Origin of the sequence: Streptomyces wedmorensis, from assembly GCF_000716445.1 — a bacterium.
Classification (GTDB): domain Bacteria; phylum Actinomycetota; class Actinomycetes; order Streptomycetales; family Streptomycetaceae; genus Streptomyces; species Streptomyces wedmorensis.
Window position 1 is genome coordinate 47,291 of sequence record NZ_JNWK01000015.1, and the last position, 19,344, is coordinate 66,634.

The window sequence follows — 19,344 nt, forward strand, 5'->3', positions numbered from 1 at the left end:
TTACTTGTTCTCCTCGGTGCGGGTGGTGCCGGTGGCGGGGGTGGCGGACTCGTTGCCGCCGAGCAGCAGGTAGAGGACGGCCATCCGGACGGAGACGCCGTTGGCGACCTGCTCGACGACCGTGCAGCGGTCGGAGTCGGCGACCTCGGCGGTGATCTCCATGCCGCGGACCATGGGGCCGGGGTGCATGACGATGGCGTGCTCGGGCATCTTCGCCATCCGGTCGCCGTCCAGCCCGTACCGGCGCGAGTACTCGCGCTCAGTGGGGAAGAAGGCGGCGTTCATCCGCTCGCGCTGCACACGCAGCATCATCACCGCGTCGGACTTCGGCAGCACCCTGTCGAGGTCGTACGAGATCTCGCAGGGCCAGGTCTCGACGCCGACGGGGACCAGGGTGGGCGGGGCCACCAGGGTGACCTCGGCGCCGAGGGTGTGCAGCAGGTCGACGTTGGAGCGGGCGACGCGGCTGTGCAGGACGTCGCCGACGATCGTGATGCGCCGGCCGGCCAGGTCCTTGCCGAGGCCCTCGTCGCGGCCGACCAGGCGGCGGCGCATGGTGAAGGCGTCCAGGAGGGCCTGGGTGGGGTGCTGGTGGGTGCCGTCGCCGGCGTTGACGACGGGGGCGTCGATCCAGCCGGAGGTGGCGAGGCGGTACGGGGCGCCGGAGGCGCCGTGCCGGATGACGACCGCGTCGACGCCCATGGCCTCCAGGGTCTGCGCGGTGTCCTTGAGGGACTCGCCCTTGGAGACGCTGGAGCCCTTGGCCGCGAAGTTGATCACGTCGGCGGAGAGGCGCTTCTCGGCGGCCTCGAAGGAGATCCGGGTGCGGGTGGAGTCCTCGAAGAACAGGTTGCAGATGGTCCGGCCGCGCAGGGTCGGCAGCTTCTTGATGGGCCGGTCGGCCACCCGGGCCATCTCCTCGGCCGTGTCGAGGATCTGGACGGCGTCGTCGCGGGTGAGGTCGGCGGCCGAGATGAGGTGACGCATCATCGGGGTGTCTCTCCGTGGTGGGGAGGTGTGAGGACATGCGGGAGCGCAGGGGTGTGCCCCGGCCCCGCGGGGAAGCCGGTCCGGCTAGGAGGCGGTCCTGGTGCCGAGCAGCACGGTGTCGCGACCGTCCTCCTCGGCGAGCTGGACCTTGACCGTCTCCCGCAGCGACGTGGGGAGGTTCTTGCCGACGTAGTCGGCGCGGATCGGAAGTTCGCGGTGGCCGCGGTCGACGAGGACCGCGAGCTGGACGGCGCGCGGGCGGCCGATGTCGCCGAGGGCGTCGAGGGCGGCGCGGATGGTGCGGCCGGAGAAGAGCACGTCGTCGACGAGGACGACCAGACGGCCGTCGACGCCGTCACCGGGGATCTCGGTGCGGCCGATGGCGCGGGCGGGCTTCAGCCGGAGGTCGTCCCGGTACATGGTGATGTCGAGGGAACCGACCGGGATCTTGGCGCCGGTGATCGATTCGAGCTTCTCGGCGAGCCGGCGGGCGAGGAAGACACCGCGGGTGGGAATGCCGAGGAGGACCACGTCGTCGGCGCCCTTGGCGCGCTCGACGATCTCGTGGGCGATGCGGGTCAGGACCCGCGCGATGTCGGGGGCCTCGAGGACGGGCCGGGCGTCATCGCCGTCGTACTGCTGAGTGTCCATGAAAAACGGACCTCCTTCTCCGCCTCACGGGACGGTTCTTAAAGGACGTCGGAATTGCGCCATTCACTTTACCAGGGGCGGACGGCGGAGCCGCTCGCACCCCGGTCGCCACTTCGGGCGCCGTCCCCCGGGAGGGGGCGGTACGGACCATTCGGCTTGACGGGAAAGAGTAACGCTGCGTAACCTCACAGTGAGTTACCAGCCGCGCGGCGCAGCCGCATGTCGTCACAGCGTCCGGGAGCGTTATGTCCAGCGAATACGCAAAGCAGCTCGGGGCCAAACTCCGCGCCATCCGCACCCAGCAGGGTCTGTCGCTCCACGGGGTGGAAGAGAAGTCCCAGGGCCGCTGGAAGGCCGTCGTGGTCGGCTCGTACGAGCGTGGTGACCGTGCGGTGACCGTGCAGCGCCTTGCCGAGCTGGCCGATTTCTACGGAGTGCCGGTGCAGGAGCTCCTGCCGGGCACGACCCCGGGCGGGGCCGCCGAGCCGCCGCCGAAGCTGGTCCTGGACCTGGAGCGCCTGGCGCACGTCCCCCAGGAGAAGGCCGGCCCGCTCCAGCGCTACGCGGCGACGATCCAGTCGCAGCGCGGCGACTACAACGGCAAGGTGCTGTCGATCCGCCAGGACGACCTGCGCACGCTCGCCGTCATCTACGACCAGTCCCCCTCGGTCCTCACCGAGCAGCTGATCAGCTGGGGCGTCCTTGACGCGGACGCGCGCCGCGCGGTCGCCCACGAGGACAACTGACCCCTTACGAGGGCACAGCAGAAACGTACCGCCACAGGGCCCGTGGACGTCACCGACGTCCACGGGCCCTGTGCCGTACCCCCGAGCTCTCCGCGGGCCGTACGAGAGCCGAGAAGGCCCCCCACGGCCCCGTGAGAGAGGGGCCGGTCCCGGGGAAACGCCGAAGGGGCCCGCAGCACGTGCGCTGCGGGCCCCTTCGGCTGCCGGTGGCGGCTGCGGGGACTCAGTCCTCCGCGTCGCGGCGCAGACGCGGCTTCAGGTCCTTGAAGCGCGCCAGCAGACCGTTGACGAAGGTCGGCGACTCGTCGGTGGAGAACTCCTTGGCGAGCTGCACCGCCTCGTCGATCGCGACCGCGTCCGGCGTGCCGTCCTCCCAGATCACCTCGTACGCGCCGAGGCGCACGATGTTCCGGTCGGCGACAGGCATCCGGTCGAGGTCCCAGTCCACCGCGTAGGTCGCGATGAGCTCGTCGATCCGCGCCACGTGTGCCGCGTACCCCTCGACCAGCTGCATGGTGAAGTCGCTGACCGGCGGCTGGCGGTCGTCCGACCGCGCGTGCCTGACCTGGTCCGCGAGGACCTCCTGGACGGAGGCGCCACGCTGGTCGGCCTCGAAGAGGATCTGGAAGGCGCGCTTGCGGGCCTTGCTCCGAGCGGCCACGGTTAGTCGTTCACCCGGCCGAGGTAGTCGCTGGTGCGGGTGTCGACCTTGACCTTCTCACCGGTGGTGATGAAGAGCGGGACCTGGATCTCGTGGCCGGTCTCCAGCTTGGCGGGCTTGGTGCCACCGGTGGAGCGGTCGCCCTGGACGCCCGGGTCGGTGTGCTCGATCGTCAGCACGACGGCGGCCGGCAGCTCGACGTAGAGCACCGAACCCTCGTGCTGCGCGACCGAGGCGGTGAAGCCCTCGATGAGGAAGTTGGCCGTGTCGCCGACCGACTTGCGGTCGACGTGCAGCTGGTCGTAGGTCTCCATGTCCATGAAGACGAAGTAGTCGCCGTCCATGTAGGAGAACTGCATGTCGCGGCGGTCGATGGTGGCCGTCTCGACCTTCACACCGGCGTTGAACGTCTTGTCGACGACCTTGCCGGACATGACGTTCTTGAGCTTGGTGCGCACGAAGGCCGGGCCCTTGCCGGGCTTGACGTGCTGGAACTCGACGACGGACCAGAGCTGGCCGCCTTCGAGCTTGAGCACCATGCCGTTCTTGAGGTCGTTCGTGGAAGCCACGGTTGCGGAATCTCCTGGACTGACGTGGGACCTGGGAGGCGTACGCGCCTTACAGCGCGAGCAGCTCCTTGGTCGTGATGGTGAGTAGCTCGGGTCCGCCGTCCGCCTCCTGGCGCACGACGAGCGTGTCATCGATCCGGACCCCGCCCCGGCCCGGGAGGTGGACCCCCGGTTCGACGGTGACCGGCACACAAGCGTCCAGTTTACCCATGGCGGAGGGTGAGAGCTGCGGGTCCTCGTCGATTTCGAGCCCCACCCCGTGCCCGGTGAGCGGCACGGCGGCCTCCGCGTGGCCCGCCGCGTCCAGGATCTGCCGGGCCGCGCGGTCCACGTCCCGGTACCCGGCGCCCGGCGCGAGGGACTCCCGTCCGGCGCGCTGAGCGGCGAAGACGAGCTCGTACAGCTCGATCTGCCAGTCGGCGGGGGTGGTGCCGATGACGAAGGTGCGGCCGATCTCGCACCGGTAGCCGCGGTAGTCGGCGCCGAGGCAGACCGAGAGGAAATCTCCCTCCTCGACACGGCGGTCGGTCGGCCGGTGTCCACGGCGCCCGGAGTGCGGGCCGGTCGCCACGGAGGTGGGGAACGCGGCCCCGTCGGCGCCGTGGTCGACGAGCCGGCGCTCCAGCTCCAGGGCGAGGTGGCGCTCGGTGCGGCCCACGAGGATCGACTCCAGAAGCTCGCCGAGGGCCTGGTCGGCGATCTCGGCGGCGATCCGGAGGCAGGCGATCTCGTCCTCGTCCTTGACGATCCTGAGCTGCTCGACGGCGCAGGCGAGGTCGGCGAGGTGGAGTCCGGGCGCGGCGGATCCCATGGCCCGGTGCCGGGCCACCGTCAGGTCGTGCTCCTCGACGGCGAGCGCGTCCGCGCCAGCCCGGCGGGCCAGGTCGACGGCCGTGACCGCCGGATCGCCTCCTCCTGGGGGCAGGACCTGCTGTCTCAGCAGTTCGTCGAGCCGTCCGTCGGCCGGTTCGACGCCCGGAGCGACGGGACAGAGCAGTACGTCCGCGTCGGGCTCGGAGCCGACGAGCAGTACGGCGCCCGGCGGCGAACCGCCTGCGAGATAGCGGACGTTGGCGGGGCGGGAGACCAGGGCCGCCGGGCTGCCCGCGGCCGCGCAGCGGTCGCGCAGCCGCACACGGCGGTCCGCATACACCTCTGACATGCTCCGAGCGTACGAGCAGAGCGCCGCGGCGGCCTGTTCTGGGCGGCCGACCGGGCGCCGGACGCCGGGGTCACCAGGTGGGCGGGCTCGCGATCGCGCGGGCCAGGACGTCGTCGAGGACGCGGGCGGTGGTCTCGACGTCGTACGTGGAGTTGTCGATGATCGGCAGCCCCGAGCCGTACCAGCCGGCCATCCGGCCGTGGATGGCCGCGACCTCCTCGTCCGAGAGGCGCCGGTTGCCGCTCCGCTCCGCGTTGCGCTCCAGGACGACCTCGAGACCGGGCAGCAGGACCACCGGGAGCAGGCCGGGCCCGACGTGCCGCTTCCAGCCGCCGAGCCCGACGACGGGCCGGTCGGGGAAGACGGCGTCGTCGACGATGCAGGAGATCCCGTTGGCGAGGAAGTTGCGCGCGGCGAAGCCGCAGGTCCGGCGGGCGAGCCGGTACTGCGCCTCGGAGTGCTCGTTCCACCCCGACTGCGGGTCGGCGAACCCGGAGCAGACCCACTCGCGGACGTCGTCGAGGCTGATGTGCGCCGTGGGCACCCGCCGGCGCTGCGCCCAGTGGCGCGCGACGGTCGTCTTGCCGGCCCCCGCGGGCCCGATCAGCAGGACGGCGAGCGTGGCCGTGCCGGTCCCCCCGCCGTGCTCCGCGGGCGCCGGTGGCGCGCCCACGGGCGGCAGCGGTACGTGCCCGGTCAGGTCCGCACGCTGCGGCGGCGCGGCCGGGTACGGCGCCGCGGCCTGCCGCTGCGGTACGGCCCCGGACCCGCCCCACCCCGGTCCTCCCGGGCCGGCCGGCGGCGCTCCGGGCGCCGGGTGCGGAGGCGGTGCCTGCGGATGGCGCGGGGCGCCCCCCTGGACCGTCGGGTGCACTCCCGGTCGCGTACGGGGTCCCCTGCGGCGGGGTCGGGGGGACGGGGGGCGCGGTACGGGCGCCTCCGTCCGCCGCCGGTCCCGGCGCGGGGCCGGGGTCGGGTGCCTGCCCCGGCCGTTCGGGCGGTGGCAGCGGACCCCCCACTGCGTGCTGCATCCGGTGCCACTCCGTCTCGTACGTCTGTCGGCCTCTGGAATCCGTGGACGCCGGAACGTTACCGTCCCCGACCCCCACAAGGGCAACGGCCGGGGACGTCCCCTGGTGCCCCGTCAGCCGGTGAGTTCCTCGGCGAGCGCCCGCAGCGCCAGCCGGTAGGAGCCGATCCCGAAGCCGGCCACGGTCCCGGTCGCCACGGCCGCGACGACCGAGGTGTGCCGGAACTCCTCCCGGGCGTACGGGTTCGAGATGTGCACCTCGATCAGCGGCGCGGTCCGCTGGGCGGCCGCGTCCCGCATCCCGTACGAGTAGTGGGTGAAGGCGCCGGGGTTGATGACCACCGGGATCGAGCCGTCCGCGGCCTCGTGGAGCCAGCGGATCATCTCGCCCTCGTCGTTGGTCTCGCGCACGTCGACGTCGAAGCCGAGCTCCGCGCCGAGCGTCCGGCAGGACTCGACGAGACCCTTGTACGAGGTGGCGCCGTAGATGTCGGGCTCGCGGGAGCCGAGACGGCCCAGGTTGGGGCCGTTGAGCACCAGGACCGGACGCGCCTCGGTCACGCGGACACCTCGCCGTACGCCGCGATCAGCACGGCCGGGTCCGGGCCCTCCAGGACGGTCGGCTTGCCGATGCCGTCGAGCACGATGAAACGGAGCAGGTCGCCGCGGGACTTCTTGTCGACCCGCATCGTCTCCAGGAGCTTGGGCCACTGGTCGCCGCGGTAGGTGAGCGGCAGGCCGACGGACTCCAGGATCGCGCGGTGCCGGTCGGCGGTGGCGTCGTCGAGGCGCCCGGCCAGCCGGCCGAGCTCGGCGGCGAAGACCATGCCGACGGAGACGGCGGCGCCGTGGCGCCACTTGTACCGCTCGTTCTTCTCGATGGCGTGCGCGAGGGTGTGGCCGTAGTTGAGGATCTCCCGGCGGCCGGCCTCCTTGAGGTCGCCGGAGACGACCTCGGCCTTGACCTTGATCGCGCGGATGAGCAGCTCGGCGGTGTGCGGTCCGGCCGGGGTGCGGGCCGCCTGCGGGTCCTCCTCGATGAGGTCGAGGATCGCCGGGTCGACGATGAAGCCGGCCTTGATGATCTCCGCGAGACCGCTGACGTAGTCGTGCACCGGCAGCGACTCCAGCGCGGCCAGGTCGCAGAGGACCCCGGCCGGCGGGTGGAAGGCGCCGACGAGGTTCTTGCCCTCGGCGGTGTTGATGCCCGTCTTGCCGCCGACGGCCGCGTCGACCATCGCGAGGACGGTGGTCGGTACGGCGATCCAGCGCACGCCCCGCAGCCAGGTCGCGGCCACGAAGCCGGCCAGGTCGGTGGTGGAGCCGCCGCCGACGCCGACGACGACGTCGCTGCGGGTGAAGCCGGTCTGGCCGAGCGCCTTCCAGCAGTAGGCGGCGACCTCTGCGGTCTTCGCCTCCTCGGCGTTCGGCACCTGGATGGCGACCGCCTCGTAGCCCTGCTCGGCGAGGTCGGCGCGGAGCGCCTCACCGGTGTCGGCGAGCGCCTCCGGGTGGATGACGGCGACCCGCTTGGCCTGGGTGCCGATCAGGGCGGGAAGCTCGTCGAGCAGCTGTCGGCCGACCAGCACCTCGTACGGATCCGTGCCCGCGCTGCCCGCGACGTGGATACGGGTCGTTTCCTGGTCCGTCATGCGTCCTTCTTCAGATCCAGTGCCGAGAGGACCGCGTCGGCGACCTCTTCGGGGGTGCGGTCGTCCGTGGCGACGACGGCCCGGGCGACTTCGGTGTACAGGTGGCGGCGCGCGTCCATCAGCTCGCGCCACTGGCGGCGCGGGTTGACGGCCAGCAGCGGCCGCGCGGTGTTGAGGCCGACCCGGCGGACCGCTTCCTCGACGTCCATCGAGAGGTACGCGACGGGCAGCCCGGCCAGCAGGGCGCGGGTCCCGTCGTCGAGGACCGCGCCGCCGCCGAGGGCGAGGACGCCCTCGTGCTCGGCGACGGCCGTGGCGACCGCGGCCCGTTCGAGGGCCCGGAAGTGCTCCTCGCCGTCCTCGACGAAGATGTCGGAGATCTCGCGTCCCTCGGCGGCGACGATGTCGGCGTCGGTGTCCCGGTAGGGCGCGCCCAGCTTCGCGGCCAGGAGCGCGCCCACCGTGGACTTGCCGGACCCCATGGGCCCGACGAGGACGACCAGTGGGCCGCCGGTCACCGGATGTGCAGGTTGTCGAGGTAGGACTGGACGTTGCGTCGGGTCTCGGGGACGCTGTCGCCGCCGAACTTCTCGACGACCGCGTCGGCGAGGACGAGCGCGACCATGGCCTCGGCGACGATGCCGGCGGCGGGGACGGCGCAGACGTCGGAGCGCTGGTGGTGGGCGGCGGTCGCCTCACCGGTGACCACGTCGATGGTGGCCAGGGCGCGCGGGACGGTCGCGATCGGCTTCATCGCGGCGCGGACGCGCAGCAGCTCGCCGGTGGTCAGACCGCCCTCGGTGCCGCCGGAGCGGCCGGAGGTGCGCTTGATGCCGTCCTCGGTGCGGACGATCTCGTCGTGCGCCTTCGAGCCGGGCACGCGGGCGAGGTCGAAGCCGTCGCCGACCTCGACGCCCTTGATGGCCTGGATGCCCATGAGGGCGGCGGCGAGCCGGGCGTCGAGACGCCGGTCCCAGTGGACGTGCGAGCCGAGGCCGACGGGCACCCCGTACGCGAGGACCTCGACGACGCCGCCGAGGGTGTCGCCGTCCTTGTGGGCCTGGTCGATCTCGGCGACCATCGCCTTCGACGCGTCGGCGTCGAGGCAGCGGACCGGGTCGGCGTCGAGCTTCTCGACGTCGCCGGGGGTCGGGTAGACGCCGTACGGCGCCTTGGCGGCGGCCAGCTCGACGACGTGCGAGACGATCTCGATGCCGGCGGCCTCCTTGATGAAGGACCGGGCGACGGCGCCGAGGGCGACGCGGGCGGCGGTCTCCCGGGCGCTGGCGCGCTCCAGGATCGGCCGGGCCTCGTCGAAGCCGTACTTCTGCATGCCGGCGAGGTCGGCGTGGCCGGGCCGGGGCCGGGTCAGGGGCGCGTTGCGGCCCGTCTCCTTGAGCTCCGACGGGTCGACCGGGTCGGCCGACATGACCTTCTCCCACTTGGGCCACTCGGTGTTGCCGACCATGACGGCGATCGGGGAGCCGAGGGAGAGCCCGTGGCGGACACCGCCGAGGAAGGTGATCTCGTCCTGCTCGAACTTCATCCGGGCGCCACGCCCATAGCCGAGGCGTCGCCGCGCGAGGTGGTCCGCCACCAGCTCAGTGGTGACCGGGACGCCGGCGGGAAGACCCTCCAGTGTCGCGACCAGCGCGGGTCCGTGGGATTCCCCAGCGGTCAGCCAACGCAACCTGCTCAACGATGCTCCTCATGCTCGCGCCTGGGCACTGCGACGGCACGGCCGGGTGCGCGGCCCTGGCCCGCCGCCCCCGATCCTTTCACGTCCCGGGGACGAACCCGGCCTCCGGTCCATCTATCGGACGCGGACGTCGAGTTCCTGGACAGGCTCGTCCTCGTCCGGGGACCCGCCGAAGCGGGTGCGCAGCCACCCGAGGCCCACGTGCACGAGGCCGGCGAGACCGGCGGCGAGGAGCGGATGGCGCAGCCACTCGGGCAGGTGGCCGAAGATCACCATCCTGAAGAAGAGCGCGATGTCGATCGCCGTGTCCCATTTGGACGCGAGCGTCAGTCCCTCACCCATGTCGCCGTGTTCCCCCGTGTTCCGCCGCTCGGCATGGCGGTTCAGCCTAGCGGGAGGCCAGCGCCTGTTCTCCCGCCGCCCGCATGACCGCGAGCGGGGCGGGCGTGCGGCCCGTGATCTGCTCGACCTGGAGGACGGCCTGGTGGACGAGGAGGTCGAGGCCGCCGACGACCTTGCCGCCGCGGTCGGACCAGGCGGCGGCGAGCGCGGTGGGCCAGGGGTCGTAGAGGACGTCGAAGAGGGTGCCGACGGCGTCCGGGACGGCGGCGGCGAGGGCGTCGGTGGTGCCGGCCGGGGTGGTCGCGACGACCAGCGGCGACGCGAAGGCCTCGGCCGCGCGCTCCCAGTCGGCGATACGGACGTCCACGTCGAGCCGCTCGCCCCAGCCGCGCATCTCCGCGGCGCGCGCCTCGCTCCGTACGTACGCGGTGACCGGGCCGCCGCAGATCCGGGCGAGCGCGGCGAGCGCTGAGGAGGCGGTGGCGCCGGCGCCGAGGATCGCCGCCGACTCCACCTTGTCCACGCCCCGCTCGCGCAGGGCTGCGATCATGCCGGGGATGTCGGTGTTGTCGCCGACCCGCCGGCCGTCCTCGCGGAGGACGACCGTGTTGACCGCCTCCACGGCGGCGGCCGTGTCGCTGACCTCGTCGAGGAGCGGGATGATCGCCCGCTTGAGCGGCATGGTCAGCGACAGGCCCGCCCACGAGCGGTCGAGTTCCGCGACGAAGCCCGGCAGGGCGGCCTCGTCGACCTCGAACCGCTCGTACGACCAGTCGTCGAGACCGAGCTCGGCGTACGCGGCCCGGTGCAGGACCGGGGAGAGCGAGTGGGCGATCGGCGATCCGAGGACCGCCGCACGGCGTGCTGCCGCCATCAGTTCTTCTTCCTCGACTCGTTGAACTTGTCGACCAGCTTCTGGTGCTCGGCGTTGGTCTTCGTGAACTGGGAGGTCTTGCCGTCGATCGAGATGAAGTAGTACCAGCCGTCGTTCGTCGGGCTGAGCACCCCCTGCACCGCCTCGACGCCGGGGTTGCCGATGGGACCGGGCGGCAGGCCCTTGACGAAGTACGTGTTGTACGGGTTGTCGTACTTCCGCAGCTCTTCGAGCGTGAGGTCGATCTCGCTCTGGTTCTTGATGTAGTTGTACGTCGAGTCGAACTCCAGCCCGCCGTAGGTCTGCGGGTTCGACGGCTTGAGCCGGTTGTAGACGACCTCGGCCATCTTGCGGAAGTCGTCGTGCGACACGCCCTCGGCCTGGACGAGGCTCGCGATCGTGACGAGTTCCCAGGGGCTCTCGACGCCGAGCGCCTGCGCCTTGGCCTCCAGGTCGAGCTTCCCGTACTCCTGGTTCGCGCGGCTCACCATCTTGCGGAGCACGTCCTCGGGCTTGTTGCCCTTGGCGACCGGGTAGCTCGCCGGGAAGAGGAAGCCCTCCAGCGGGTCCTTCACGTTCTTGTGGTTCTTGGCCCACTCCGGCAGGCCCAGGTCGTCCGCCTTCGCCTTCGCGACGCCCTGTGTCGTGCCCGGCTTGAGGTCGAGCTTCTTGTCGATCTGCTCGTACACCCAGACGTTCCGCCGACCCTCGGGGATGACGAAGTTGGTCTGGCTGGCCGGATCGAGCATCAGCGCGACCGCGCTCTCGGCCGACATCTCCTTCTTCAGCGTGTAGACGCCCGCCTGGATCGAGAGGCCGCGCGGGTTCTTCTGCTGCGCCGAGACGAAGGCGTCGACGCTCTTGACGACGCCCGCCCTCTTGAGGATGTTGCCGATCTCGTAGCCGCCGGCGGACTTGGGGATCTCGACCTGGACGTCCCCGCTGCCGCTACCCGTGTAGTCGGGTGCCGCGCCGAACTCGCCCTGCCAGAACTGGTAGCCGAAGTAGCCGATGCCGCCGACGCCGCCCGCGAGGACGAGCGCGACGACCAGGCAGGCCACGCCGTTCTTGCCTTTGCGCTTCTTCGCCTTGCTGCGGCGTTCGCGGTCGCCGCCGCGGGAGCCCCGGCCGGCCGGTTCCTCGTCGTACTCGTCGTCGTGGTCGTCCTCGCCGGTGAAGAAGGCGTGCTGCTCCTCCTCCGGCTCCGGGCTCGCCTCTTCCTCCGGGGCCCAGTCGATCACCGGCTCCGGCGGGGTCCGGCGGTGGCCGGGGGGCTGCGGCGGCGGGTAGGCCTCGGGGGTGCCGTAGAGGTCCGGGTTCTGGCCGCCGTACGGATCGGCCGGGGGCGCGCCGTACGCCATCGCCGCCTGGCCGGTCTCCCAGTTGCCGTCGTACTGCTGTCCGAGGCTCCCGGGCGTGTCGTAACCGCCCGGGTACCCCGTCCCGTACTGCTGCTGAGGCTGCTGCGCCTGCTGCTGGTGCTCCTGGTACTGCGACTGCTGCTGGTACTGCTGGTACTGCGGGTCCACGTAGCCCTGCGGCTGCTGCGACTGCTGCTGGTAGTGCTGCTGCTGCGACTGCTGCTGGTAGGGGTCGCCCTGGTAGCCCTGGCCCGCCTGGCCGTACGGGTCCTCGTAGCCGTGAGCGCCCTGGCCGTACTGGCTCGCCTGCTGCGGGTGCGGGTACTGCTGCTGGCCCTCCCACCCCTGGTCCCCGTACAGCGGGTCCCCGGGGTGCCACGGTTCGGAGCCAGGGCCCCGGCCATACTCAGTCATCGATCCCCAAAACAGCCGCGAGGCTTCCGGACGATCCGCCTCTACGTAGTGCGGCAACTATTCGAACACCGCCGCATCGCGCGGAACGTTACCGTATCGCGATCAGATGACCACTTCGACGCCCTCGCCGGGAGGATTACCTGATACCCGTTCGGACTCAAGAGCGTTCTGAAGGATGATCACAGCGGCGGCCTGGTCGATGACGGACCGCCCCTTCTTGGCCTTCACCCCGGAGGCCCGCAGCCCCTGGGTCGCGGTGACCGTGGTCATCCGCTCGTCGACGAGACGCACCGGCACCGGGGCGATGCCCTTGGCCATCTCCCGGGCGAACGCGCGGACCTTGGTCGCGGCCGGTCCCTCCCGCCCGCTGAGCGAGCGGGGCAGGCCCACGACGACCTCGATGGGCTCGTACTCCTCGACGATCTGGCGGAGCCGCCGGTGGGCGGCCGGGACGTCACGTCCCGGCACGGTCTCCACCGGCGTCGCGAGGACCCCGTCGGGGTCGCACGAGGCGACCCCGATCCGGGCGTCCCCGACGTCGACCGCGAGACGGCGGCCGCGGCGCATCGTCACGCCGTCTCCACCACGAGGCGCTCGACGGCGGCGATGGCCTCGCCGACGGCCTCCGGGTTCTGGCCGCCGCCCTGGGCGACGTCCGGCTTGCCGCCGCCACCGCCACCGAGGGTCTTGGCGGCGGTGCGGACCAGCTCACCGGCCTTGAGACCGCGCTCACGGGCGGCCTCGTTGGTGGCGATGACCGTCAGCGGCTTGCCGTTGACCGCGGTGAACAGGGCGACGACCACCGGGCGGTCGGACGGGAAGCGTCCGCGCACGTCGAGGACCAGCTTGCGCAGGTCGTCGGCGCCGGTGCCGTCCTGCACCCGGCCCGTGACCAGGGCGAGGCCGCGGATGTCCTGGGCGGAGTCGACCAGACCGGCGGCGGCCTGGAGGACCTTCTCCGCACGGAACTTCTCGATCTCCTTCTCGGCGTCCTTCAGCTTGCCGAGCATGGCGGAGACCTTCTCCGGCAGCTCCTCGGGACGGCCCTTGACCAGCTCCTGGAGCTGGGCGACGACCGTGTGCTCACGGGCGAGGAAGTTGTACGCGTCGACGCCGACGAGGGCCTCGATGCGGCGCACGCCGGAACCGATGGACGACTCGCCGAGCAGCTTCACCAGACCCAGCTGGGCGGTGTTGCCGACGTGCGTACCGCCGCACAGCTCCTTGGAGAAGTCGCCGATGGTGACGACGCGGACCTGCTCGCCGTACTTCTCGCCGAACTCGGCGATGGCGCCCTGGCGCTTGGCCTCGTTGATCGGCATGACCTCGGCGTGGACCTCGAGCTCGCGCGAGAGGACCTCGTTGATCTTCTGCTCGACGTCGGTGAGCACGGCGCCGGGGACGGCGTTCGGCGAACCGAAGTCGAAGCGGAAGCGGCCGGGCTGGTTCTCGGAACCGGCCTGGGCGGCCGTCGGGCCGAGGGCGTCGCGCAGCGCCTGGTGGGTCAGGTGGGTGGCCGAGTGGGCGCGGGCGATGGCCCGGCGGCGCTTGACGTCGATGGAGGCGTACGCGGTGGCGCCGACGGTCACCTCGCCGACCTGCACGGAACCCTTGTGCACGGAGACGCCGGGGACCGGCTGCTGGACGTCGCGGACCTCGATGACGGCGCCGCTGTGCAGCTTGATCCGGCCCTGGTCGGCGATCTGGCCGCCGCCCTCGGCGTAGAACGGGGTCCGGTCCAGGACGACCTCGACCTCGTCGCCCTCGGAGGCGGCCGGCGAGGAGACGCCGTTGACGAGGAGACCGACGACCGTGGTCTCGCCCTCGGTGTTGGTGTAGCCGGTGAACTGGGTGGCGCCGTTGCCGTCGGCGATCTCCCGGTACGCGGTCATGTCGGCGTGGCCGGTCTTCTTGGCCTTGGCGTCGGCCTTGGCGCGGTCCCGCTGCTCCTTCATCAGGCGGCGGAAGCCGTCCTCGTCCACGGAGAGGCCCTGCTCGGCGGCCATCTCCAGGGTGAGGTCGATCGGGAAGCCCCACGTGTCGTGGAGCAGGAAGGCCTTCTCGCCGGCGAGGATCGTGCCGCCGGCGGCCTTGGTCTCGGTGACGGCGGTGTCGAGGATGTTGGTGCCGCCCTTGAGGGCCTTGAGGAACGCGGCCTCCTCGGCGAGGGCGACGGTCTCGATCCGCTTGCGGTCGGTGACCAGCTCCGGGTACTGCTCGCCCATCGTGTTGATCACGGTGTCGACGAGGTCCTGGACGACCGGGCCGGTGGCGCCGAGCAGGCGCATGTTGCGGACGGCGCGGCGCATGATGCGGCGCAGCACGTAGCCGCGGCCCTCGTTGCCGGGGGTGACGCCGTCGCCGATGAGCATGACGGAGGTGCGCATGTGGTCGGCGACCACGCGCAGCGAGACGTCGCTGTCGTGGGCCTTGCCGTAGGCGACGCCGGTGAGCTCGGTGGCCTTGTCGATGACGACCTGGAGGGTGTCCGTCTCGTACATGTTCTGGACGCCCTGGAGGATCATCGCCAGGCGCTCGAGGCCGAGGCCCGTGTCGATGTTCTTCGACGGCAGCTCGCCGAGGATCGGGAAGTCGTCCTTGCCGGAGCCCTCGCCGCGCTCGTACTGCATGAAGACCAGGTTCCAGATCTCCACGTACCGCTCGTCGTTGACGGCCGGGCCGCCCTCGACGCCGAACTCGGGACCGCGGTCGTAGTTGATCTCGGAGCACGGGCCGCAGGGACCGGGGACGCCCATCGACCAGTAGTTGTCCTTCTTGCCGAGGCGCTGGATGCGCTCGGCCGGGACGCCGACGACGTCGCGCCAGATCTGCTCGGCCTCGTCGTCCTCCTGGTAGACGGTGATCCAGAGCTTCTCCGGCTCCAGCCCGTAGCCGCCGTGCTCCACCGGGGTGGTCAGCAGCTCCCAGGCGAGCTTGATGGCGCCTTCCTTGAAGTAGTCGCCGAAGGAGAAGTTGCCGCACATCTGGAAGAACGTGCCGTGGCGGGTGGTCTTGCCGACTTCCTCGATGTCGGGCGTGCGCACGCACTTCTGCACGCTGGAAGCGCGCGTGAAGGGCGGCTTGACCTCACCCAGGAAGTAGGGCTTGAAGGGCACCATGCCGGCGGGGACGAGCAGCAGAGTCGGGTCGTCCGCGATGAGCGACGCCGAAGGGACGACGGTGTGCCCGCGCTCCTCGAAGAAGCTCAGCCAGCGGCGGCGGATTTCAGCCGACTCCATCAGTGGTCCTCATTCCGGTTGTACGGGATCGTGGGAATTGAATGCGTGGTCTTGAACGGCGTGGTGCCGAGCGCGGCCCTGCGGCGGGGCTCCGGAAGCTCGCGGTCGAGGGCGGTGCCCTGGTCCACGGGGGCGTCGAGCCCGAGCGCCTCGCCCAGCTCGGCCTCGCGCTGGAGCATGCCCGCCCTCACGTCGAGGGCGAAGTCCTTGAGGCGGTGGCCGGTCTCGACGGCCTTGTTCGCCGCCTGGGCCGCGAGGCTCTCGGGGGTCAGCTGCTTCAGCTTGCGGTTGACCTTGGTGGTGGCCCACACACCGGCGGCTGCGCCGGCCGTGAACCAGAACGTGCGGCGGAACATCGCGGCTCAGCCCTTCTGCTTCCGGCGTCTCGAGGACGGCACGGTACGGCCGACGATCACAGTACGTCGCGCGGAGCCGCGCGGCGCGTCCTCTCCGTCCCGGCCGAGCGCCTTGCGCACGCCGTAGCCGAAGGCGGCCACCTTGACGAGCGGGCCCCCGAAGGTGGAGGCGACGGTGGAGGAGAGCGCGGAGGCGTTGGAGGTGACCTCCTGGACGTCCGACGCGATGGCGTCGACCCGGTCCAGCTGGGTCTGTGCCGACCGCACGGTCGCGGAGGCGTCGACCAGCAGGGGGACGGCCTGTTCGGTCACGTCCGCCACCAGCTTGGTGGTCGCCCTGAGCGTCTGCGCCAGCCTCACCAGCACGACGGCGAGGAAGGAGACCAGGATCGCCCAGAAGACGGCGACCAGGATGCCGGCAACCTCTCCACCGGTCACTCTGCACCGCTCTCTGTGTCGTCGGGTCTGTCGTCGGGTTCTTGCCAAAAGTAGTCCCCCGACCCTATCGCGCCCGTGCTGTCCCGCCGTACCGCATTACCGCTCGTGGGACGGGAGTTAAGGGAACCGATTGTACGGAGAGCGCGCGGATGGGTACGCTCCGTGTCCCATGCGACGGAGCAATCTCCCGGCGGAGCTGAACCGGTTCGTCGGACGGGCCGCGGAGCAGGCCGCCCTGGCGGCGCTCCTTGAGGCGTCCCGCCTGGTCACGGTCGTGGGTGTCGGCGGGGTCGGCAAGACCCGGCTGGCGCTGCGGGCTGCCGCCGGGGCGCAGAAACGCTACGTCGACGGAGTGCGCCTCGCCGATCTCGCGCCGCTTCGCGACCCGGACCTGGTGGCGTACGCCCTGGTCGAGGCCCTCGGCCTGACCGACCACACCCTGCGGGCTCCGCGCGAGGTGCTCGTCGAGCACCTCGCCGAGCGCCGGATGCTGCTCGTGGTCGACGGGTTCGAGCATCTCGTGGAGAGCTGCGCGCCGCTGGTACGGGACCTCCTGGCGCACGCTCCCGGGCTCACCGTCCTCGCGGTCGGGCGCCGGGCGCTGCGGGTGGCGGGCGAGGCCGTGTTCACGCTGGCGCCGATGGGCGAGGCGGACGCGGTGACGCTGCTCGCGGAGCGGGCCACGGAGGCCGGCGCCCCGATGACGCCGGCGCCTCCCGCCCCGGTCGAGCCGGCCCCGCCCACCCTGACGGCGCCGGGGGCTTCCCTCCTGCCGGGTCCTTCCGGGGCCGTGCGGGAGCTGTGCCGGCGGCTCGACGGCATCCCGCTCGCCCTCGAACTGGCGGCGGGGCGGCTGCCGCTCCTCTCCGTCGAGCAGATGCTGTGCCGTCTCGACGACCGGTTCCGGCTCCTCACGGACGGGGCGCGCGGGGCGCTCCCCCGCCACCAGACGCTGCGGACGGCGATCGGCTGGAGCCACGAGCTGTGCACCACCGAGGAGCGGCTCCTCTGGGCGCGGCTCTCGGTGTTCGCCGGCCCGTTCGACCTGGAGGCGGTGGAGTACGTGTGCGGGGGCCCGGAGCTCCCGCCCGAGCACATCCTGGACCTGCTCGGCGGGCTGCTCGCGCAGTCGCTGGTGGCGCGGGAGGACGGTCCCGCCGGTCCCGCCTACCGGCTCCTGGACACGGTCGCCGCGTACGGGGCGGAGTGGCTGGCCGCGCTCGGCGACACGGAAAGGATGCGTCGGCGGCACCGCGACTGGTACATGGGCCTGGCCACCTGGTGCGAGCTGGAGTGGTTCAGTCCGCGCCAGGCGGAGGTCGCGGCCCGCACGGACGCGGCGCTGCCCAATCTGCGGGCGGCCCTCGACCTGTGCCTCGAACTCCCGGAGGACGCGCATCTCGCCCAGCACCTCGCGGGCACCCTCTGGTTCGCGTGGGTGGGCTGCGGGCGGCTCTCGGAGGGCCGACACTGGCTGGACCGGGCGCTCGCCCTGGAGCCCGGTCACGAGGAGGCGCGGCTGAAGGCGCTGTGGGTGCTCGGGTACGTGGCCGTCCTCCAGGGGGACGGCACGGCGGCGGTGGCGGCGCTCCACGAGTGCGGGGAGCGGGCCAGGTCCTCGGGCAACGCGCTGGCGGAGGCGTACGCGACGCACCGGATGGGCTGTCTGGCACTGCTCTCGGACGACGTGCCGCGCGCCGAGGAGCTGATCGGGCAGGCCCTCGACGCCTACCGGGAGCTCGGCGAGCTGAACAGCAACGTGCTGATGGGGCAGGTCGAGCTGGCCATGGCACGGGCCTTCCGGGGGGACCTGGAGGGGGCGGTCGCGATCTGCCGTGAGGTGCGGGAGATCTGCGAGGAGCGCGGGGAGCGGTGGACCCGGGCCTACGCCCTCTACGTCCTGGGGTTCTCCGCCTGGACCCGGGGCGCGTACGAGGAGGCGCGGGAACTGCTCGACGAGTGCGTGTCGATCAACCACACCTTCCAGGACCTGGTCGGCCTCGTCCTGGCGATCGAGCTGCTCGCCCTGGTGACGGTGAGCGAGGGCGACGCGGCGGAGGCCGCGGTCCTCCAGGGGGCGACGGTGCCGGTGTGGGACACCGTGGGCATCCGGCTCTTCGGCTCGGCGACGTTCGGCGGGCCGAGGGCGCTGTGCGAGCAGCGGGCGGACGAGGCGCTGGGTGCGGAGGCGTACGGCGTCGCGTTCCGGGAGGGCCAGGGGCTCTCGCTGGACGCGGCGGTGGAACGCGCGCTCGCCGGCCGCCGGGATCCGGCGATCGGCGGCCCGGTCGGTCCCGTGGCCCCGCGCCCCTTCCGCACGGCCAGGTCGGCGGCGCTCCCGGGAACGCGGAAGCCCGCCGGCTCCCCCACCGGAAGGGGCGGGGAAGCGGCGGGCTGAACACCGCGTGGGTGGTACTACGTCCCCCGGCTGTCGCCGGGGGCCCGGATCAGCGGGCGTAGTACTCGACGACCAGCTGCTCGTCGCAGATGACCGGGATTTCCTTGCGGTTCGGGTCGCGGTCGAGGCGGAAGGCCAGGGCCTTCAGGTTGACCTGCAGGTAGCGCGGGGTCTCGCCGTCGGCGGCGAAGCCACCCTCACGGGCCATCTCGAACAGCGGCTTGGTGCGGCTGCGCTCGCGGACCATCACGACGTCGTCGGGACGGACGCGGAACGACGGCTTGTCGACCTTGCCACCGTTGACCTGGATGTGGCCGTGGACGACCATCTGGCGGGCCTGGTAGATGGTGCGGGCGATGCCCGAACGCAGGACCAGGGCGTCGAGGCGACGCTCGAGCTCGACGACCAGCGCCTCGCCCGTCTTGCCCTCGGCCTTCTTGGCACGGTCGTAGGCGCGCGCCATCTGGCGCTCGCTGATGTCGTACTGGGCGCGCAGACGCTGCTTCTCGAGCAGACGGACCTTGTAGTCCGAGTTCTGCTTGCGGCCACGGCCGTGCTCGCCCGGCGGGTAGGGGCGGGCCTCGAAGTACTTGACGGCCTTCGGGGTCAGCGCGATGCCGAGGGCACGCGACTTCTTGACCTTGGGACGGGACTGGTTCGGCATGAACCAACCTCTCTCATTGATACGAAAACGGCTTCACCAGGGTTAGGGGAGGTCGCATCCGCAGCCGGGAAACCCGCCGGGTCCTCACGGACCTGCCG

20 protein-coding genes are annotated in these 19,344 nt (G+C 71.9%); 2 read left to right on the forward strand and 18 right to left on the reverse strand.

Translation table 11 applies throughout. From position 1 onward, the window contains the following. Both OO54_RS14370 and pyrR read right to left on the reverse strand, forming a co-directional pair. A complete protein-coding gene (locus tag OO54_RS14370; protein ID WP_033203270.1) occupies nucleotides 1–990 on the reverse strand; it encodes an aspartate carbamoyltransferase catalytic subunit in 990 nt (329 codons plus the stop codon). An 84-nt stretch (nucleotides 991–1,074) separates the two neighbouring features. Beyond that, nucleotides 1,075–1,641 carry a bifunctional pyr operon transcriptional regulator/uracil phosphoribosyltransferase PyrR gene (gene pyrR, locus OO54_RS14375; RefSeq protein WP_033203271.1) on the reverse strand — a complete coding sequence of 189 codons (567 nt, stop codon included), beginning with the start codon at nucleotides 1,639–1,641 and terminating at the stop codon, nucleotides 1,075–1,077. A 245-nt stretch (nucleotides 1,642–1,886) separates the two neighbouring features. Here pyrR and bldD point away from each other — a divergent pair, with 245 nt between their 5' ends. Next, nucleotides 1,887–2,387, forward strand: a complete 501-nt coding sequence (gene bldD, locus OO54_RS14380; RefSeq protein WP_017242229.1) for a transcriptional regulator BldD — start codon at nucleotides 1,887–1,889, stop codon at nucleotides 2,385–2,387. Nucleotides 2,388–2,610: 223 nt separating this feature from the next. On the opposite strand, the gene nusB is transcribed toward bldD, so the two are convergent. From nusB to OO54_RS14455, 15 genes are all read right to left on the reverse strand, one after another. After that, a complete protein-coding gene (gene nusB / locus OO54_RS14385; RefSeq protein WP_033203272.1) occupies nucleotides 2,611–3,048 on the reverse strand; it encodes a transcription antitermination factor NusB in 438 nt (145 codons plus the stop codon). Nucleotides 3,049–3,050: 2 nt separating this feature from the next. Further along, nucleotides 3,051–3,617, reverse strand: coding sequence for an elongation factor P (efp, locus tag OO54_RS14390; protein ID WP_017242230.1), 567 nt, complete (start codon nucleotides 3,615–3,617; stop codon nucleotides 3,051–3,053). A gap of 49 nt (nucleotides 3,618–3,666) precedes the next feature. Continuing rightward, complete coding sequence (locus OO54_RS14395; RefSeq protein WP_033203273.1) at nucleotides 3,667–4,779, reverse strand: aminopeptidase P family protein; 1,113 nt, start codon at nucleotides 4,777–4,779, stop codon at nucleotides 3,667–3,669. A 70-nt stretch (nucleotides 4,780–4,849) separates the two neighbouring features. After that, entirely contained in the window at nucleotides 4,850–5,452 is a 603-nt protein-coding gene (locus tag OO54_RS14400) for an AAA family ATPase (RefSeq protein ID WP_418953271.1), read from the reverse strand. Between the two features lie 471 nt (nucleotides 5,453–5,923). Then, entirely contained in the window at nucleotides 5,924–6,370 is a 447-nt protein-coding gene (gene aroQ, locus OO54_RS14405; protein ID WP_017242233.1) for a type II 3-dehydroquinate dehydratase, read from the reverse strand. Continuing rightward, complete coding sequence (gene aroB / locus OO54_RS14410; RefSeq protein ID WP_033203274.1) at nucleotides 6,367–7,461, reverse strand: 3-dehydroquinate synthase; 1,095 nt, start codon at nucleotides 7,459–7,461, stop codon at nucleotides 6,367–6,369. The genes aroQ and aroB overlap by 4 nt, the downstream gene beginning before the upstream one ends. Then, entirely contained in the window at nucleotides 7,458–7,979 is a 522-nt protein-coding gene (locus OO54_RS14415; RefSeq protein ID WP_017242235.1) for a shikimate kinase, read from the reverse strand. Before OO54_RS14415 ends, aroB begins: the two co-directional genes overlap by 4 nt. Next, a complete protein-coding gene (aroC, locus tag OO54_RS14420) occupies nucleotides 7,976–9,160 on the reverse strand; it encodes a chorismate synthase (protein WP_017242236.1) in 1,185 nt (394 codons plus the stop codon). The genes OO54_RS14415 and aroC overlap by 4 nt, the downstream gene beginning before the upstream one ends. Before the next feature lie 114 nt (nucleotides 9,161–9,274). Beyond that, entirely contained in the window at nucleotides 9,275–9,502 is a 228-nt protein-coding gene (locus OO54_RS14425; RefSeq protein ID WP_033203275.1) for a hypothetical protein, read from the reverse strand. 46 nt (nucleotides 9,503–9,548) lie between these two features. Beyond that, a complete protein-coding gene (locus tag OO54_RS14430; RefSeq protein ID WP_033203276.1) occupies nucleotides 9,549–10,376 on the reverse strand; it encodes a shikimate dehydrogenase in 828 nt (275 codons plus the stop codon). Beyond that, nucleotides 10,376–12,151, reverse strand: coding sequence for an endolytic transglycosylase MltG (gene mltG, locus OO54_RS14435; RefSeq protein WP_033203277.1), 1,776 nt, complete (start codon nucleotides 12,149–12,151; stop codon nucleotides 10,376–10,378). Before mltG ends, OO54_RS14430 begins: the two co-directional genes overlap by 1 nt. Nucleotides 12,152–12,253: 102 nt before the next feature. Further along, complete coding sequence (gene ruvX / locus OO54_RS14440; RefSeq protein WP_030693079.1) at nucleotides 12,254–12,718, reverse strand: Holliday junction resolvase RuvX; 465 nt, start codon at nucleotides 12,716–12,718, stop codon at nucleotides 12,254–12,256. Nucleotides 12,719–12,720: 2 nt separating this feature from the next. After that, on the reverse strand, nucleotides 12,721–15,390 hold the full coding sequence (gene alaS, locus OO54_RS14445) for an alanine--tRNA ligase (protein ID WP_033203278.1): 2,670 nt from the start codon (nucleotides 15,388–15,390) through the stop codon (nucleotides 12,721–12,723). Continuing rightward, nucleotides 15,390–15,746: a DUF6167 family protein gene (locus OO54_RS14450; protein WP_033203279.1), complete on the reverse strand. Its 357-nt coding sequence runs from the start codon at nucleotides 15,744–15,746 to the stop codon at nucleotides 15,390–15,392. Before OO54_RS14450 ends, alaS begins: the two co-directional genes overlap by 1 nt. Nucleotides 15,747–15,752: 6 nt before the next feature. Then, nucleotides 15,753–16,184, reverse strand: a complete 432-nt coding sequence (locus OO54_RS14455) for a DUF948 domain-containing protein (protein WP_026058769.1) — start codon at nucleotides 16,182–16,184, stop codon at nucleotides 15,753–15,755. Between the two features lie 169 nt (nucleotides 16,185–16,353). Here OO54_RS14455 and OO54_RS14460 point away from each other — a divergent pair, with 169 nt between their 5' ends. Further along, nucleotides 16,354–18,582, forward strand: coding sequence for an ATP-binding protein (locus tag OO54_RS14460; protein ID WP_033203280.1), 2,229 nt, complete (start codon nucleotides 16,354–16,356; stop codon nucleotides 18,580–18,582). A gap of 49 nt (nucleotides 18,583–18,631) precedes the next feature. Here OO54_RS14460 and rpsD read toward each other — a convergent pair whose 3' ends face one another. Beyond that, nucleotides 18,632–19,246, reverse strand: a complete 615-nt coding sequence (rpsD, locus tag OO54_RS14465; RefSeq protein WP_015032311.1) for a 30S ribosomal protein S4 — start codon at nucleotides 19,244–19,246, stop codon at nucleotides 18,632–18,634. Between the last annotated feature and the right edge of the window lie 98 nt (nucleotides 19,247–19,344).